Below are 15916 nucleotides of genomic sequence, written 5' to 3'. Positions count from 1 at the left end.
GAGTGGGTAACTCGCTCGTCTGAGCTTAACCGGCCGGTAACGAGCGCGCCAGCCCCACGCCGGAGCCGACTTTGTGATGTAGCTCCCTCCGCACCGGCGACCGGCCTACGCTGGCCCCGTGGACGAAGAGTTGCGATCGCTCACGGAACGCTTACGGCAGGAGTCGCACGGCTCGCCCGGTTACGAGCGGCTGCTGACGACCGGGGACCAAGACGAACTGGCCGGGGTGCTCACCGCGCCCGGACAGCCCCTGTGGGCCCGGGAACTGGCCGCGTTCCGGCTGGGCCGGGCCGGCGACCGGCGCGCCTTCGAAGCGCTCGTGCTGCTGCTCAACCACCGCGACCCGCCCCGCTGCGCCTCCGCCGCCCACGCCCTCGCCCGGCTCGGCGACCCCCGTACGGCCCGCGCCGCGGCGGCCCTCGCCACCAACGAACTGCGCGTCGCCTACGCCCTGCACCCGGTACGGCTCCTGGTCGAGCTGCGCGCCCCGGAGTCCGTACCCGCGCTGATCACCACCCTGGAGCGCCGGCTGCGCCCGCACGACCCCTACCGGCGGGTGGCCCTCGCCTGCGTGGACGGGCTCGGCGCCCTCGGCGACGCCCGCGCCCGGCGGGTGCTGGGCGAGGCACTGGCGCACCCGGCCCTCGCCGAGGCGGCGGTACGCGCGCTGGCGCGCATCCCGCGCCAGGGCCGGAAGTGACGCCGGGTCAGCCGCCCAGCGTCCGGGCGTACCGCACCTCGGGCACGAGTTCGCCGCCCGCCTCGAAGGGTTCCTCGGCGCCGTCCCAGCGGAACCCGGCCCGCTCGTAGAAGCGGCGGGCGCGCGTGTTCTCCTTCAGCACCCACAGGAACATGCGCGGGTACCCGGCGCACCGCTCGGCCGACTCCGCCAGCAGCGCCCGCCCCACTCCGGTCCCGAGATGGTCCGGGTCGAGGTAGATGGCGTACAACTCGGCGTCCGCGGTGCGTACTTCACCGTCGCGGTACGGCCCGTACGCCGCCCAGCCGACCACCTCGCCGCCCCGCTCGGCGACCAGGTTCACCACGGCGCCGTTCCCCTGCGCGAACCAGGTCCGTCGCCGCTCGGCGTCCCGCGCCACGCTGAGCGCGTCGAGATACGGCTGCGGCATGAGCCCGCGGTAGGCGTGCCGCCAGCCCCGGACACGGATCTCCGAGACACGGTCGCAGTCGTCGAGGGTCATCGGGCGGATGCGGAGGGAGGGGTCGTCCATGACCGCACCCTAAGGAGCCCGCTCCGCCCGGCGCCCGTGAATTTCCGGCGGCTCGGCCCGGCCCCGCGCGGGGCCGGGCCGAGCCGATCGTGCGGCCTAGCCGCGGAAGCCCAGCAGGCGGTGCAGGTCCGCGCCGCGCGAGGCCGTCGGGGCCGCCTTGTCCGCCGGGGGCTCGGGGTCGGGCGTCCTCTCGCACACCGCGTCGGCCGTACCCGCCGTGCCGCCCTGGCGCGGGAGCCTGCCGTCGGACAGGTAGTCGGCCAGGTACCGGTCCAGGCACGCGTTGCCGCTGAGGCTGATGCCGTGGTTGCCGCCGCCCTCCTCGACCACCAGGCGGGAGCCGGCCAGCAGCCGGTGGGCCGCCACCCCGCCCGCGTACGGCGTCGCCGCGTCGTCGGTCGCCTGGAACAGCAGCGCCGGCGGCAGCTTCGTGTTGGCGACGTCCACCGGCCGCTTGGACCCGGTCGGCCAGAACGCGCACGGTGCGTTGTACCAGGCGTTGTTCCAGGCCATGAAGGGCGCCTTCGCGTACACCCCCCAGGTCTCCGTCCGCCAGCGGTTCCAGTCGCGCGGCCAGGAGACGTCACGGCACTGCACCGCCGCGTAGACGCTGTACCCGTTGTCGCCCGGGCCGTCCACGGCGCCGTAGTCCTGGTACGCCTTCACCAGCGGCCCGGTCCTGCCCTCGTTCACATAGGCCGCGAACGCCGCCGCGAGGTGCGGCCAGTAGCCGTTGTAGTAGCCGCCGGGGATGAAGGCGTCCTCCAGTTCGGCGGCGCCCACCTTGCCGCCGGCCGGCTTCTTCGCCAGGGCCGCGCGCATCGCGTACCACTTGGCCTCGACCTTCGCGGGGTCCTTGCCCAGCCGGTACGTGGCGTCGTGCCGGGCGGTCCAGGCCATCAGGGCCCGGTGGCGGGTGTCGAAGGCGTAGTCCTGGCCGACGTTGTCCTCGTACCAGACGCCCGTCGGATCCACGACCGAGTCCAGCACCAGGCGCCGCACCCGCTCGGGGTAGAGCTTGGCGTACACCGCGCCCAGGTAAGTGCCGTACGAGTACCCGAAGTAGCTGATGCGCGGCGCGCCCAGGGCCCGGCGGACGGCGTCCATGTCACGGACGGCGTCGACGGTGTCGATGTACGGCAGCACGTCCGCGTACTTGCGGCCGCAGGCGGCGGCGAAGGACCGGGCACGCTCCAGGTTCGTCCGCTCCAGCGCGGGTGTGGCGGGCACGGTGTCGGGCCGCACCGGCGCGAAGCGGCCGTTCGAGCAGTCCAGCGCGGGCGTGCTCTTCCCGACACCCCGCGGGTCGAAGCCGATGACGTCGTACCGGGCCGCCACCGACTTCGGCAGCGCCGACGCGACGTAGCCGGCGAGTCTGAGACCGCTGCCGCCGGGTCCGCCGGGGTTGACCAGCAGCGGGCCCTGGGAGGTCGGGGCGGTGTGCGGGACGCGGGACAGGGCGAGCGTGATCTGCCGGCCGGACGGCCGCGCGTGGTCCAGCGGCACCTTCAGCGTCGCGCACTGCAGGGCCGGGTAGTCGTCGGTGCCGCACTTCTTCCAGCTGAGCTTCGGCGCCGGAGCGGTGGGGGCCGCCTGGGCGGGAACGGCCGTGACCGAGCCCGCCACCATGGCGGCGGCTGCGCACAGCACGGCTGCGCGTGTCCTCATGGGTCCTCCCGGGACGGAGGGTGACGCGAACCGTGTGATCACGGTCCTCGCCGGATCGTCCCGGAATCGACGCCCCGCGGAACCCGTTCTGTCGATACTTGACCCAATTGGGCCGAGGGATGCCCTCCAACGCTCCCGGAGTCCGACGCTCCTGGAGTCCAGCCCTTCCGGAGTCCGACCCCCTCAGAGGAGGGTGAGCTGGGTCGGCTCCGCGGGGGCGGGCGCCTCGGCCGCCTCGGCCGGGCGGATCCGCCGGGCCGCGCCCGCGCGCGTGGGGCCGATGCCGTACTCCTGGGCGAGGTCGTGCACCTGGCGGGTGACGCGGCGCTGGTACCACTTGGGCGCGTAGGCGCCCTCCGCGTACAGCCGCTCGTAGCGGCGTACCAGGTGCGGGTGGTGCTGTCCCAGCCAGGCCATGAACCACTCCCGCGCGCCGGGCCGCAGATGCAGCACCAGGGGCGTGACCGAGGTGGCCCCGGCCGCCGCGATCGCCCGCACCGTCTCGCGGAGCCGGTCCGGGTGGTCGCTCAGGAAGGGGATGACCGGTGCCATCAGAACCGCGCAGCCGATGCCGTGCTCGCCGAGGACGCGGACCACGTCCAGCCGGCGCTCGGGCGCGGGCGTGCCCGGCTCCACGGTGCGCCACAGCCCGGTGTCGGTGAAGCCCACCGAGACCGAGATGCCGACGTCCGTCACCCGGGCGGCCCGGGTCAGCAACTCCAGGTCGCGCAGGATCAGGGTGCCCTTGGTCAGGATCGAGAACGGGTTGGCGTGCTCGGTGAGGGCCGAGATGATGCCCGGCATCAGCCGGTAGCGGCCCTCGGCGCGCTGGTAGCAGTCGACGTTGGTGCCCATCGCCACGTGGTCGCCCTGCCAGCGGCGGGAGGCGAGCTGACGGCGCAGCAGCTCGGGAGCGTTCACCTTCACCACGATCTGGGTGTCGAAGCCGATGCCCGTGTCGAGGTCCAGGTAGCCGTGCGTCTTGCGGGCGAAGCAGTAGACGCACGCGTGCGTGCAGCCGCGGTACGGGTTCACCGTCCACTCGAACGGCATCCGGGAGGCGCCCGGCACCCGGTTCAGGATCGAACGCGCCCGGACCTCGTGGAACGTCATCCCTGCGAACTCGGGCGTGTCGAAGGTGCGGGTGGTCACCGCGTCCGCGCCGAACAGGGCGGGGTCGGCCCGGCGGTGTTCGGGCTCGTCTGTGAGGTTCTCCCAGCGCATGAGGCCTCCTCGGTAGCACTGCCGCACAGAATAGAACATCTGTTCCCATGATCGTGCGACCCCCGATTTGGGCGGCCGGGCACCGGGGTGGTTGGCTTGCTCCCACTTCGAGAAAACAGGTCCTGGAGGAACGCAATGGCGCAGGTCGAGGCCACTACGGAGCGGGTCGTCGCGGCGGACGCGGAGAAGGTGTTCGACGCCCTCGCCGACTACAGCGGCACACGGCAGCGGCTGCTGCCCGAGCACTTCAGCGAGTACGAGGTGCGCGAGGGCGGCGACGGGGAGGGCACCCTCGTGCACTGGAAGCTCCAGGCCACCAGCAAGCGGGTGCGCGACTGCCTGCTGGAGGTCAGCGAGCCCACCGACGGCGAGCTGGTCGAGAAGGACCGCAACTCCTCCATGGTCACCACCTGGCGCGTCACCCCCGCAGGCGAGGGCGGCTCCCGGGTCGTCGTCACCACCACCTGGCAGGGCGCGGGCGGCATCGGCGGCTTCTTCGAGCGCACCTTCGCGCCCAAGGGCCTCGGCCGGATCTACGACGCCGTCCTCGCCAACCTGGCGCGCGAAGTGGAGAAGTGACCGGGCGCGTCCGTGGCTGACCCCAAACGCCGTTGGCCGACCGGGTGTTGTGTCCCTCACCGGTTCGAGTGGATTCGCATCCCGTCCGAGCTTGCGCCGTAACTCGCCGTACTTGTCCGCAGTTGTCGTCTTGCACGGCGATTGTGTGACAGGTGCGACGAGGGGAGCGGTACGTGGGCGGGACGACTCTGGTGCGGGACGAGCCGGTCGCGGCACCCCCCGGGACACCCGCGCCCCCACCACCCCAGGCCGCCGAACTCGGCGCCCGACAGGTGCGGCTGGTCTTCCTCGGCCTGATGCTGGCGCTGCTGCTCGCGGCGCTGGAGCAGATGATCGTCGCCACCGCGCTGCCGAAGATCGTCGGTGAGCTGCACGGCCTGGACAAGATGTCCTGGGCGATCACCGCCTATCTGCTCACCGCCACCATCGGACTGCCGCTGTACGGCAAGCTCGGCGACCTCTTCGGCCGCAAGGGCGTCTTCCAGTTCGCCATCCTGGTCTTCGTGGCCGGATCCGCGCTCGCCGGGCGGGCGCAGACCATGGACCAGCTCATCGCCTTCCGCGCCGTGCAGGGCGTCGGCGCGGGCGGGCTGATGATCGGGGTGCAGGCGATCATCGCCGACATCGTGCCGCCCCGGCAGCGCGGCCGCTACATGGGCCTGATCGGCGCCGCGTTCGGTGTCGCCTCCGTCGCCGGCCCACTGCTCGGCGGCTACTTCACCGACCATCTCTCCTGGCGCTGGTGCTTCTACATCAACGTCCCCTTCGGCCTGCTCACCCTCGCCGTGGTCAGCGCCGTCCTCAAACTCCCCAGGCCCCGTGTCCGCGCCCGCCTCGACGTGCCCGGCGCGCTGCTGCTCGCCGCCGCCTCCACCTGCCTGGTGCTGCTCACCAGTTGGGGCGGCACCGAGTACGCCTGGGGCTCACGGGAGATCCTCGGCCTCGGCGCGGGTGCCCTCGCCGCCACCGTCCTCTTCCTCGTCGCCGAGCACTTCGCCGCCGAACCCCTCATCCCGCTGCGCCTGTTCCGGGACTCCGTCTTCAACATCACCGGCCTGGTCGGCCTGGTGATCGGTGTGGCGCTGTTCGGCGCCGCCAGCTATCTGCCCACCTTCCTGCAGATGGTCGACGGGGCCAGCGCCACCGAGTCCGGGCTGCTGATGCTGCCCATGATGGCCGGCATCGTCGGCGCCTCGATCATCGGCGGGCAGCTCATCAGCCACACCGGGCGGTACAAGCTCTACCCCGTCCTCGGCGGCGCCCTGTCCGCCGTCGGCATGTGGCTGCTGTCCCGGCTCGAGGTGGACACGCCCCGGCTGTACTACAGCGTCTGGATGGCCGTCCTCGGCGCCGGTATCGGCCTGGTGATGCCGGTCCTGGTGCTCGCGGTGCAGAACTCCGTGCGCCCCGCCGACCTCGGCACCGCCACCAGCGCCAACAACTACTTCCGGCAGATCGGCGGCAGCGTCGGCGCCGCCGTCTTCGGCACGCTCTTCGCCGGCAGGCTCACCGACGCCCTGCGGCGCGAACTGCCGCCGCGCGCGGGCGCCGGACTGCCCGACCCCGAGTCCCTGACCCCGCAGCTCGTGCACGCGCTGCCACCGGCGCTGCGCGACGCCTACATCCGCGCCTACGCCGACGCGATGCCCCGGATCTTCCTCTACCTGGTCCCGGTGCTCGTCCTCGGCCTGCTCATGGCCTTCTTCCTCAAGGAGAAACCGCTGGTGTCCCACAACGCCGCCGAAACCGGGCCCGCGTCCCCGACCACCCCCATCCCGCAGGCCCGCCACCAGCAGCCCCCGGCCGCGGCGTCCCGCTCGCCGTACGCCGCCGGAGTGCCCGTCTGCGGCACGGTGCAGCATCCCGACGGGACCGTGGTGCCCCGCGCGGCCCTCACCCTCATCGACGTCGCCGGCCGGCAGATCGGGCGCGGTGCGAGCGGTGACGACGGGCGCTACGCCCTCGCCACGCCCGGCGTCGGCTCGTACGTGCTGATCGCCGCCGCGGGCGGCCACCAGCCGCAGGCCGTCTCCGTCACCGTCGGCGAACGGCCCGTCGAACTCGACGTCGTCCTCGGCGGCGCAGGACGCCTCGCGGGCAGCGTGCTCACCGCCGACGGCAGCCCCGTCCGGGACGCCACCGTCACCCTCACCAACGTGCACGGCGAGGTCGTCGCCAGCACCCGTAGCGGCCGTGAGGGCGGTTACGTCATCACCGAGCTGGTGGCGGGCGAGTACACCCTCGCCGCCAGCGCGCCCGCCTTCCGGCCCGCCGCGCTCCCGGTAACCGTGCAGGCCGCCCGCGAGACCCGGCAGGACGTCGAACTCGCGGGCGGCGCCGTGCTGCGGGGCACCGTCCGGGCGAGCGGCGGCCGTCCGGTGGAGGACGCCCGCGTCACGCTCCTCGACGCCGCCGGGAACGTGGTGGACACCCTCACCACCGGAGCCGACGGAGCGTTCCGGTTCGTGGACCTGTCCTCCGGCGAGTACACGGTCATCGCCGCGGGTTACCCGCCGGTCGCGACCGTCCTGCAGGTCGCCGGCGGCGGCCGCACGGAGCGGGATCTCCAACTGGGCCACGAGGACTGACGGGGGCGCACGCAGGGCGCTGAGCTGCGCGCCGGGGCGGTCCGGCGACATCAATTCCCGGATTGCCGCACATCGCGACCGGCCGCCGCCGTACCGTAGTGGCGGGCGGCACAGATCGTTTGCGAACAGCCGTGGGGAGAGAGGGCCGGGGCCATGGACCATGGCAGCGAGCGGGACACACCTCCCGGCCGCGGCGCCGGCGACGCCGCGGCGGGCCGGATTCCGCTTGCCGTGGTGGTCGTCGACCGCGACGGCCTGGTGTCCCACTGGAGCAGTGGCGCGTGCCGCCTGTTCGGTGTCGGCCGGGAGAACGCGGTAGGGCGCCCCGCGGTGGATCTGCTGCCGGTCTCCGGCGCGCTCTCCGACGACCCGCACGGCGACGTGGCGCCGGACGCCTACGACCCCTACGACACGTACGACGGCCTCGGCCCCGACCTGGAGTCCTCGCTCGGCGGGCGCACCGCCTACCCGGCGGCCGGCCGGGCCCGCCAGTTCCCGCACAGGGGCGCGAGTTCCGGTGCCGGGGCGGCCGACGGCGAGCGGATCGACGTGCTCTGGTGGGCCTACCCGCTGGTCGGCCCCGGCCCGTTCCGGCTGCTGGTGCTCGCCGCCGACGCCGCCCGGCTGCGCGAGGAGCGCGGCTACGACGACGAGACGGCCGAGCACATCTCGCCCGGTTTCGCCCGCCACACCGAACTGCCCGCCTCCGACGAACTCGAGCGGCGGCTCCCCGAGATCCTGCCCAGCATGGGCCCCGACCTCAGCGGCCGCATCGTCTCCCAGATTCTCGAACTCGGCTATCCTGTCCTGGAGTTCAGCCAGTTCGACCGGGTGCCCGTCACCCCGTACTGGGGTGTGCCGCGCCGCCCCGGCCGCAGCCGCGCCGAGGCCGTCGTACCGCAGCAGCGGACCGCGCCCGTGATCCCGGCCGGAGCCGAACGGGACCTGGAGTACGCCGCTGTGCGCGAGCGGCTGGAGTTCCTCAACGAGGTCAGCTCCGGCATCGGCACCTCGCTCGACCTCGGCGAGACCATCCGCGAGGTCACCAGCGCCGCCGTGCCCCGCTTCGCGGACTTCGCCGGCACCCATCTGCGTTCGGCGGTGCTCGCCGGCGAGGGCTTCCCGGACGGCCCGCCGGACGCGAGCACGGTGATGCACCGGGTCTGGGTCGAGCACAACGACGAACCGGGCCGCTGGGACGACACCGTGCCGGTCGGCGAGACGTTCGCCTTCCCCGAGCACACCCCGTTCTACAAGTGCATGGTGACGGGCGAGCCGGTGCTGATCCCGAGGGTCACCGAGGAGCTGTCCAGCCGTATCTCCGGCGAGTTCGAGAAGCGCGACCTCAGGCCGCTCATCGGCGGCCGCTCCCTGCTGATCGTGCCGCTCAAGGCGCGCAACGTCGTCCTCGGCTTCATGGTGCTGATGCGCCGCCCGGACCGCGCCGCGTTCGACGACATGGACCGCACCACGGGCGCCGAACTGGCCGCCCGAGCCGGCCTGGTGCTCGACAACGCCCGTATGTACACGTACCAGGAGAACGTCGCCGACACCCTGCAGGACAGCATGCTGCCGCAGGTCACCCCGCGGATGGCCGGCTGCGACGTGGCGACCCGCTACCTGCCCGGCACCCGGCTCGGCCGGATCGGCGGTGACTGGTTCGACACCATCAAGCTGCCCGGCTCCCGCACCGCCCTCGTGGTCGGCGACGTCATGGGCCACGGGCTGAACTCGGCCGCCATGATGGGGCAGTTGCGCACGGCCGTACAGACCATGGCCACCATGGAGACCCCGCCCGCCCAACTGCTGCGCAACCTCGACGACCTCGCCCGCCGGCTCGGCGAGAACTACCTCGCCACCTGCCTCTACGCGGTCTACGACCCGATCCGCGGCGAACTGCACCTCGCCAACGCCGGGCACATCCCGCCCGTGCTGGTGCGGGCCGAGAACGGCCGCAGCGAACTGCTCGACCTGCCGACCGGCGCGCCCATAGGCGTGGGCGGTGTCCCCTTCGAGGCCACCGTCGTCCGGGTCGCGCCCGGCGACCGGCTGGTGCTGTGCACCGACGGCCTGGTCGAGGTGCGCGGCTCCGACATCGGCGAGGGCCTGGCCGCGCTCTGCGAGTCCGCCGCCCATCCCGCGGCCTCGATGGACGACGCCTGCGACACCATCATCCGGGCCCTCAACACCCATGGCGGCCGCAAGGACGACGTCGCCCTGCTCATGGCCCGGCTCAACGGCATCCCCGGCGACCACGTCGCCGAATGGCACTTCGACGCGGACCCGCGCGAGGTCGCCCGGGCCCGGGGCCTGGTCCGCGACCGGCTGCTGGAGTGGGATCTGCCGCAGGCCGTGGAGACGGCGCGACTGCTGGTCAGCGAGGCCGTCACCAACGCCGTACGGCACGGCGGTGGCGGGCGGGTCGGGCTCCGTGTGGTCCGCACCGACGCGCTGCTGTTCGAGGTCACGGACGACGAGCCCGCCCTGCCCAGCATGCTCGCCGCGGGACCGTACGACGAGGCCGGGCGCGGTCTGCGGGTGGTCAGCAGACTCGCCCGCGAGTGGGGCGCCAGCGCCACCGGCCACCGCAAGACCGTCTGGTTCGAACAGGGCCTCACCGAAGGGCGATGAGCAGGGGCGCGCCGTCCGCTCCGAGCGCCCCCGGCGATGGCCGCGGTCCGTACATCCGGTAAAGGTGACCTCCGGCCCCTTGCCCCGCACACGGCGGTCGCGATATCCCGATCACGCAACCGACCGTGGGGAGATCGCCATGAACGTCTCGGACAACTACCGAAATTCCTGGGAGAGTTACTGGCGGGAGACCGCCGACGGGACGGGAGAGGCGATCTGGGACTCCGACCCGTCCCTGAGTGCCGAGCCGCACAGCGCGCTGCTTCTGCCGTTCGCGGACACCGGGCGCGCCATAGTGGACCTCGGCTGCGGCAACGGCACCCAGACCCGCTTCCTCGCCACCCGGTTCGCCCGCGCCGTCGGCGTCGACCTCTCGCACGCCGCCGTCGAGCACGCCCGGCGCGCCACGAACGGCGGCCCGGTCGAGTTCCAGCAGCTCGACCTGACGGACACCGGCGCCGTACGGGAGCTGCACGAGCGGCTCGGCGACAGCAACGTCTACATGCGCGCCGTCATCCACCAGAGCGAGCCGCACGCCCGCGCCGCGGTGGCCGCCGCGGTCGCCGAGCTCCTCGGCACCGACGGACGCGCGTTCGTCGTCGAGCTGACGTCCGGCTCCCGCGATGTCCTGAAGCTGGCCGCCGGCGGGCCCGAGGGGCCGGGGCCCAAGCTGCGCCGGGTCTTCCACCACGGCCTCAAGCCCGCCGACGCCGACGACGAGGAGATCCCGCGCCTGCTCGCCGAGGCCGGCCTCGAGATCCTGGCCACCGGTGAGACCACCGTGCCGCAGACCGAGCATCTGGCCGACGGCACCCGCATCGACCTGCCCGCCCGCTGGTTCGTGCTGGCCGGCAAGTGACGAGGTCCCGGGGCCGGCGGTCCTGCGCACGGGGGTCGTAGCCGCCGCCCCGGGGCACCGCGTAACGTGCGGTGCATGAAGATCCTCATCAGTGCGGACATGGAGGGTGCCACCGGCGTCACCTGGCCGGCCGACGTGCTCCCGGGGACGCCGCAGTGGGAGCGGTGCCGGTCCATGTTCACCTCCGACGTGAACGCCGCCGTGCTCGGCTTCTTCGACGGCGGCGCCGACCAGGTGCTCGTCAACGAGGCCCACTGGACCATGCGCAACCTGCTCCTGGAGCAACTCGACGAGCGGGTCGAGATGCTCACCGGGCGGCACAAGTCGCTCTCCATGGTGGAGGGCGTCCAGCACGGCGACGTCGACGGCATCGCGTTCATCGGCTACCACGCGGGCGCCGGCATGGAGGGCGTCCTCGCCCACACCTACCTCGCGAACCAGATCACCGGGGTGTGGGTGAACGACGTCCGCGCGAGCGAGGGTCTGCTCAACGCGCACGTCGTCGCCGAGTACGGCGTCCCCGTCGTGCTCGTCACCGGCGACGACCTGGCCTGCGAGGACGCCCTCGGGTACGCGCCCGAGGCGCCGAAGGTCGCGGTCAAGGACCATGTGTCCCGGTACGCGGCGGTCTGCCGTACTCCGGCCCGCACCGCCACCGACATCCGCGCCGCGGCCAAGGAGGCCGCACGGCTCGCCGTCCGGTACGAGCCGGTGCCCGGCGGCCCGTTCACGGTCGCCGTCGAGTTCGACGCCGAGCACCTGGCGATGGCCGCGACCGTCGTGCCCGGCGTGACACGCGTCGGCGAGCGCAAGGTGGCGTACACCAGCGACACCATGTACGAGGGAATCCGTACCTTCAAGGCGGTCACCACGATCGTCTCGGCCGCAGTGGAGGAGCAGTATGGCTGACCAGCAGGCCCTGGACGAGGTGGTGGAGTTCACCTCCGGCCTGATCCGCATCGACACCACCAACCGGGGCGGCGGCGACTGCCAGGAGCGGCCGGCGGCCGAGTACGCGGCCGAGCGGCTGGCCGGGGCGGGCCTTGAACCCCTGATGCTGGAGCGGACCCGGGGACGGACCAATGTGGTCGCCCGGATCGCGGGCACCGACCCGTCCGCCGACGCGCTGCTGGTGCACGGCCACCTCGACGTGGTGCCGGCCGAGGCCGCCGACTGGAGCGTCGACCCGTTCTCGGGTGAGATCCGCGACGGCGTGGTGTGGGGGCGCGGCGCCGTCGACATGAAGAACATGGACGCGATGATCCTCGCGGTCGTCCGCTCCTGGGCCCGGCAGGGCGTACGGCCCCGCCGGGACGTCGTCGTCGCGTTCACCGCCGACGAGGAGGCCAGCGCCGAGGACGGCTCCGGGTTCCTCGCCGACGAGCACCCGGAGCTGTTCGAGGGCTGCACCGAGGGCGTCAGCGAGTCGGGCGCCTTCACCTTCCACGACGGCTCCGGGCGGCAGCTCTACCCGATCGCCGCGGGGGAGCGGGGCACCGGCTGGCTGAAGCTGACCGCGCGCGGCCGGGCCGGACACGGCTCCAAGGTGAACAAGGAGAACGCGGTCACCCGGCTCGCCGCCGCCGTCACCCGCATCGGCGAGCACGAGTGGCCGCTCAGGCTCACCCCGACCGTGCGGGCCGCGCTCGGCGAACTCGCCGCCCTGTACGGCGTCGACGCCGACTTCGAGGACGTGGACGGGCTGCTGAAGAAGCTGGGCCCGGCCGCCAAGCTGGTCGAGTCCACCGTCCGCAACAGCGCCAACCCGACGATGCTCGACGCCGGTTACAAGGTCAACGTCATCCCGGGCGAGGCGGTGGCCTACGTGGACGGACGGTATCTCGCGGGCGGCGAGGAGGAGTTCCGCGCCACCCTCGACCGGCTCACCGGGCCGGACGTGGACTGGGAGTTCGCCCACCACGAGGTCGCCCTGCAGGCCCCCCTGGACTCGCCCACCTACGCGAAGATGCGGGCGGCCGTCGAGGAGTTCGCGCCCGAGGGGCACGTGGTGCCGTACTGCATGTCCGGCGGCACGGACGCCAAGCAGTTCTCGCGGCTCGGCATCACCGGCTACGGCTTCGCACCGCTGAAGCTCCCCGAGGATCTCGACTACCAGGCGCTCTTCCACGGCGTCGACGAGCGCGTCCCCGTGGAGGCGCTGCACTTCGGTGTCCGTGTCCTCGACCGGTTCCTGCGGACGGCCTAGACGATGGGGGAAGACATGAAGCAGCCGTACGGTTCGTGGCCCTCGCCGATCGACGCGGCGCTGGCCGCGGCGCACGACGGTCAGCCGGAGTGGGTGGGCTTCGTCGGCGACGAGGTCTGGTGGACGGAGCCCCGGCCCGCCGAGGGCGGCCGCCGGGCCCTGGTGCGGCGCACGGCCGAGGGCACCGAGGAGTCGGTGCTGCCCGCGCCGTGGAACGTGCGCACCCGGGTCATCGAGTACGGCGGCCGGCCGTGGACCGGAACGGTCCAGGACGGCGCGCCCCTGGTGGTGTTCGCGAACTTCGCCGACCAGCGGCTGTACCGGTACGAGCCCGGCGGCGAGCCGCGCCCGCTCACCCCTGTGTCACCGGTGGCGGGCGGACTGCGCTGGGCGGAGCCGCGGGTGGACCTCGCCCGGGGCGAAGTGTGGTGCGTGCTGGAGGAGTTCACCGGGGAGGGACCGGACGACGTACGGCGCGTCCTGGCCGCCGTACCACTGGACGGCTCGGCCGCCGAGGACCGGGCAGCCGTACGGGAACTCGTCCCGGAGAAGCACCGGTTCGTGACCGGGCCCCGGCTCTCGCCCGACGGCCGCCGGGCCGCCTGGCTGGCCTGGGACCATCCGCGGATGCCGTGGGACGGCACGGAGCTGCTCGTCGGCGAGGTCGGTGACGAAGGCACCCTGCACACGGTCCGCACGGTCGCCGGCGGCCCCGAGGAGTCCGTCGCGCAGGTGGACTGGGCCGCCGACGGCGCCCTGCTGTACTCCAGTGACCGCGGCGGCTGGTGGAACCTCTACCGCGACGGCACCCCGCTGTGCCCGCGCGAGGAGGAGTTCGCCGGGCCGCTGTGGAAGCTCGGCCTGAACTGGTTCGCGCCGCTGGACAACGGCCTGATCGCGGTCGTGCACGGGCGCGGGGCCGCCGTACTCGGGATACTGGACCCCGAGTCCGGAGAGGTCGTCGACGCCGCCGGACCGTGGACCGAGTTCGGGTCCACCCTCGCGGCCCACGGCGAACGGGTCGTCGCGATCGGGGCCGGCGCGCGCACCGGGCCCGAAGTGGTGGAACTGGACACCCGGATCGGACGCGCCCGGGCCATCGGCGCCCGCCACCGGGACGCCGTGGACCCCGCGTACTACCCGGAGCCCGAGACCCGTGTCTTCACCGGGCCCGGCGGACGCGAGGTGCACGCTCATGTCTACCCGCCGCACCACCCCGGCCGCACCGCCCCCGACGGCGAACTGCCGCCGTACGTCATCTGGGCGCACGGCGGCCCCACCGGCCGGGTGCCGTGCGTACTCGACCTGGAGATCGCCTACTTCACCTCGCGCGGCATCGGCGTGGCCGAGGTCAACTACGGCGGCTCCACCGGGTACGGCCGCGCCTACCGGGAGCGGCTGCGCGAGCAGTGGGGCGTGGTCGACGTCGAGGACTGCGCGGCCGTCGCCCTCGCCCTCGCCGAGGAGGGCACCGCCGACCGCGGCCGGCTCGCCATCCGGGGCGGCAGCGCGGGCGGCTGGACCACCGCCGCCTCCCTGACCGGGACGGACGTGTACGCCTGCGGCACGATCATCTACCCCGTCCTGGACCTCGCCACCTGGGGACCGGGGGAGACCCACGACTTCGAGTCACGCTATCTGGAGTCGCTGATCGGCCCGCTCGCCGAGGTCCCCGACCGGTACGCCGAGCGTTCGCCCACCACGCACGCCGACCGGCTCAGCGCGCCGTTCCTGCTGCTCCAGGGCCTGGACGACGTGATCTGCCCGCCCGCCCAGTGCGAGCGCCTGCTCGCCGGCATCGAGGGCCGGGGCGTGCCGCACGCCTACCTCACCTTCGAGGGGGAGGGACACGGCTTCCGGCGGGCCGACACCATGGTGCGCGCCCTGGAAGCCGAACTCTCGCTGTACGCCCAGGTATTCCAGCTGGACCCGACCCCCGCCGTGCCGAAGCTGGAGCTGGGCACATGAGGGACGGGCACACCGGCCGACCGCGCCGGCCGGACCGGCTGGCCCCCGGCGCGCGGGTGGCCGTCGTCGCCCCCAGCGGGCCGGTGTCCGAGGAACGGCTCCAGGCCGGTCTCGACGTGCTGCGCGGCTGGGACCTCGACCCGGTGGTCGCGCCCCATGTGCTGGACCGGCACGGGGAGCTGGGTCACTTGGCGGGCACCGACGCCGACCGGGCGGCCGACCTGCAGCACGCCTGGTGCGATCCCGCCGTGGACGCGGTGCTCTGCGCCCGCGGCGGGTACGGCGCCCAGCGCATGGCCGATCTGCTCGACTGGGAGGCGATGCGCGCGGCCGGTCCGAAGGTGTTCGTCGGTTTCAGTGACATCACCGTGCTGCACCAGGCGTTCGCCACCCGGCTCGGCCTGGTCACCCTGCACGGGCCGGCCGCCGCGGGCGTCGACTTCATCAAGAACGCCCGGGCGCAGGAGCATCTGCGGGCCACCCTGTTCGCACCGGAGACCGTCCAGGCCCTCGCCTCGGGCCGCCCCGCGCTGGCGCCCGGGCGGGCCCGCGGGGTGACCCTCGGCGGCTGTCTCAGCATGCTCGCCAGTGACCTCGGCACCCCCCTGGCCCACCCCGGCGCCCGTGGCGGACTGCTGCTGCTCGAGGACGTGGGGGAGCAGCCGTACCGCGTGGACCGGCTGCTGACCCAGCTCATACGCTCCGGCTGGCTCGACGGCGTCGCCGGGATCGGACTCGGCTCCTGGCGTGACTGCGGACCGTACGGCGAACTCCGCGCGGTCCTCGCCGACCGGCTCGGCGGGCTCGGGGTGCCGGTCGTCGAGGAGATCGGATTCGGGCACTGCGACGGAGCGTTGACGGTGCCGTTCGGAGTGACGGCCGAACTCGACGCCGGCGCGGGGACCTTGACGCTGGACAAACCGGCGCTGCGCTGACGCGGTACCGGCCGGTCCCCGCACGC

General features: G+C 73.4%; 12 protein-coding genes. 9 read left to right on the top strand and 3 right to left on the bottom strand.

The window, feature by feature from the left end; genetic code table 11:
- Window positions 1-118: 118 nt before the first annotated feature.
- On the top strand, window positions 119-700 hold the full coding sequence (locus ABZ478_RS07510; protein ID WP_359546206.1) for an adenylosuccinate lyase: 582 nt from the start codon (window positions 119-121) through the stop codon (window positions 698-700).
- A gap of 7 nt (window positions 701-707) precedes the next feature.
- Here the strand turns inward: ABZ478_RS07510 and ABZ478_RS07505 are convergent, their stop codons facing one another.
- The 3 genes from ABZ478_RS07505 to ABZ478_RS07495 form a co-directional block, all read right to left on the bottom strand.
- Complete coding sequence (locus ABZ478_RS07505; protein ID WP_359546205.1) at window positions 708-1232, bottom strand: GNAT family N-acetyltransferase; 525 nt, start codon at window positions 1230-1232, stop codon at window positions 708-710.
- Between the two features lie 96 nt (window positions 1233-1328).
- On the bottom strand, window positions 1329-2900 hold the full coding sequence (locus ABZ478_RS07500) for an alpha/beta hydrolase (protein WP_359546203.1): 1572 nt from the start codon (window positions 2898-2900) through the stop codon (window positions 1329-1331).
- A 183-nt stretch (window positions 2901-3083) separates the two neighbouring features.
- The gene (locus tag ABZ478_RS07495) at window positions 3084-4124 is read right to left on the bottom strand and encodes an Rv2578c family radical SAM protein (protein WP_359546201.1); all 1041 of its coding nucleotides are present in this window, start codon (window positions 4122-4124) and stop codon (window positions 3084-3086) included.
- A 135-nt stretch (window positions 4125-4259) separates the two neighbouring features.
- Between ABZ478_RS07495 and ABZ478_RS07490 the strand changes: the two genes are divergently transcribed.
- The 8 genes from ABZ478_RS07490 to ABZ478_RS07455 all read left to right on the top strand — a co-directional run bounded on the left by ABZ478_RS07490 (window position 4260) and on the right by ABZ478_RS07455 (window position 15890).
- Window positions 4260-4703 (top strand): SRPBCC family protein, encoded by a 444-nt coding sequence (locus tag ABZ478_RS07490; protein ID WP_358927777.1) that lies wholly within the window; start codon window positions 4260-4262, stop codon window positions 4701-4703.
- Between the two features lie 173 nt (window positions 4704-4876).
- Window positions 4877-7291, top strand: a complete 2415-nt coding sequence (locus tag ABZ478_RS07485) for an MFS transporter (RefSeq protein WP_359546200.1) — start codon at window positions 4877-4879, stop codon at window positions 7289-7291.
- A 153-nt stretch (window positions 7292-7444) separates the two neighbouring features.
- Window positions 7445-9922, top strand: a complete 2478-nt coding sequence (locus ABZ478_RS07480; RefSeq protein ID WP_359546198.1) for a SpoIIE family protein phosphatase — start codon at window positions 7445-7447, stop codon at window positions 9920-9922.
- Between the two features lie 139 nt (window positions 9923-10061).
- Window positions 10062-10781: a class I SAM-dependent methyltransferase gene (locus tag ABZ478_RS07475; RefSeq protein ID WP_359546196.1), complete on the top strand. Its 720-nt coding sequence runs from the start codon at window positions 10062-10064 to the stop codon at window positions 10779-10781.
- A gap of 75 nt (window positions 10782-10856) precedes the next feature.
- The gene (locus ABZ478_RS07470; RefSeq protein WP_359546194.1) at window positions 10857-11690 is read left to right on the top strand and encodes a M55 family metallopeptidase; all 834 of its coding nucleotides are present in this window, start codon (window positions 10857-10859) and stop codon (window positions 11688-11690) included.
- Window positions 11683-12987 carry a M20/M25/M40 family metallo-hydrolase gene (locus tag ABZ478_RS07465; RefSeq protein WP_359546193.1) on the top strand — a complete coding sequence of 435 codons (1305 nt, stop codon included), beginning with the start codon at window positions 11683-11685 and terminating at the stop codon, window positions 12985-12987. Before ABZ478_RS07470 ends, ABZ478_RS07465 begins: the two co-directional genes overlap by 8 nt.
- A 3-nt stretch (window positions 12988-12990) precedes the next feature.
- Window positions 12991-14955 (top strand): prolyl oligopeptidase family serine peptidase, encoded by a 1965-nt coding sequence (locus ABZ478_RS07460; protein WP_359546191.1) that lies wholly within the window; start codon window positions 12991-12993, stop codon window positions 14953-14955.
- On the top strand, window positions 14952-15890 hold the full coding sequence (locus ABZ478_RS07455) for an LD-carboxypeptidase (RefSeq protein WP_359546190.1): 939 nt from the start codon (window positions 14952-14954) through the stop codon (window positions 15888-15890). Before ABZ478_RS07460 ends, ABZ478_RS07455 begins: the two co-directional genes overlap by 4 nt.
- Window positions 15891-15916: the final 26 nt, after the last annotated feature.

The organism is Streptomyces sp. NPDC005706 (genome assembly GCF_040631045.1).
Taxonomy (GTDB): Bacteria; Actinomycetota; Actinomycetes; order Streptomycetales; family Streptomycetaceae; genus Streptomyces.
This window is presented reverse-complemented; position numbering and strand designations above follow the sequence as displayed.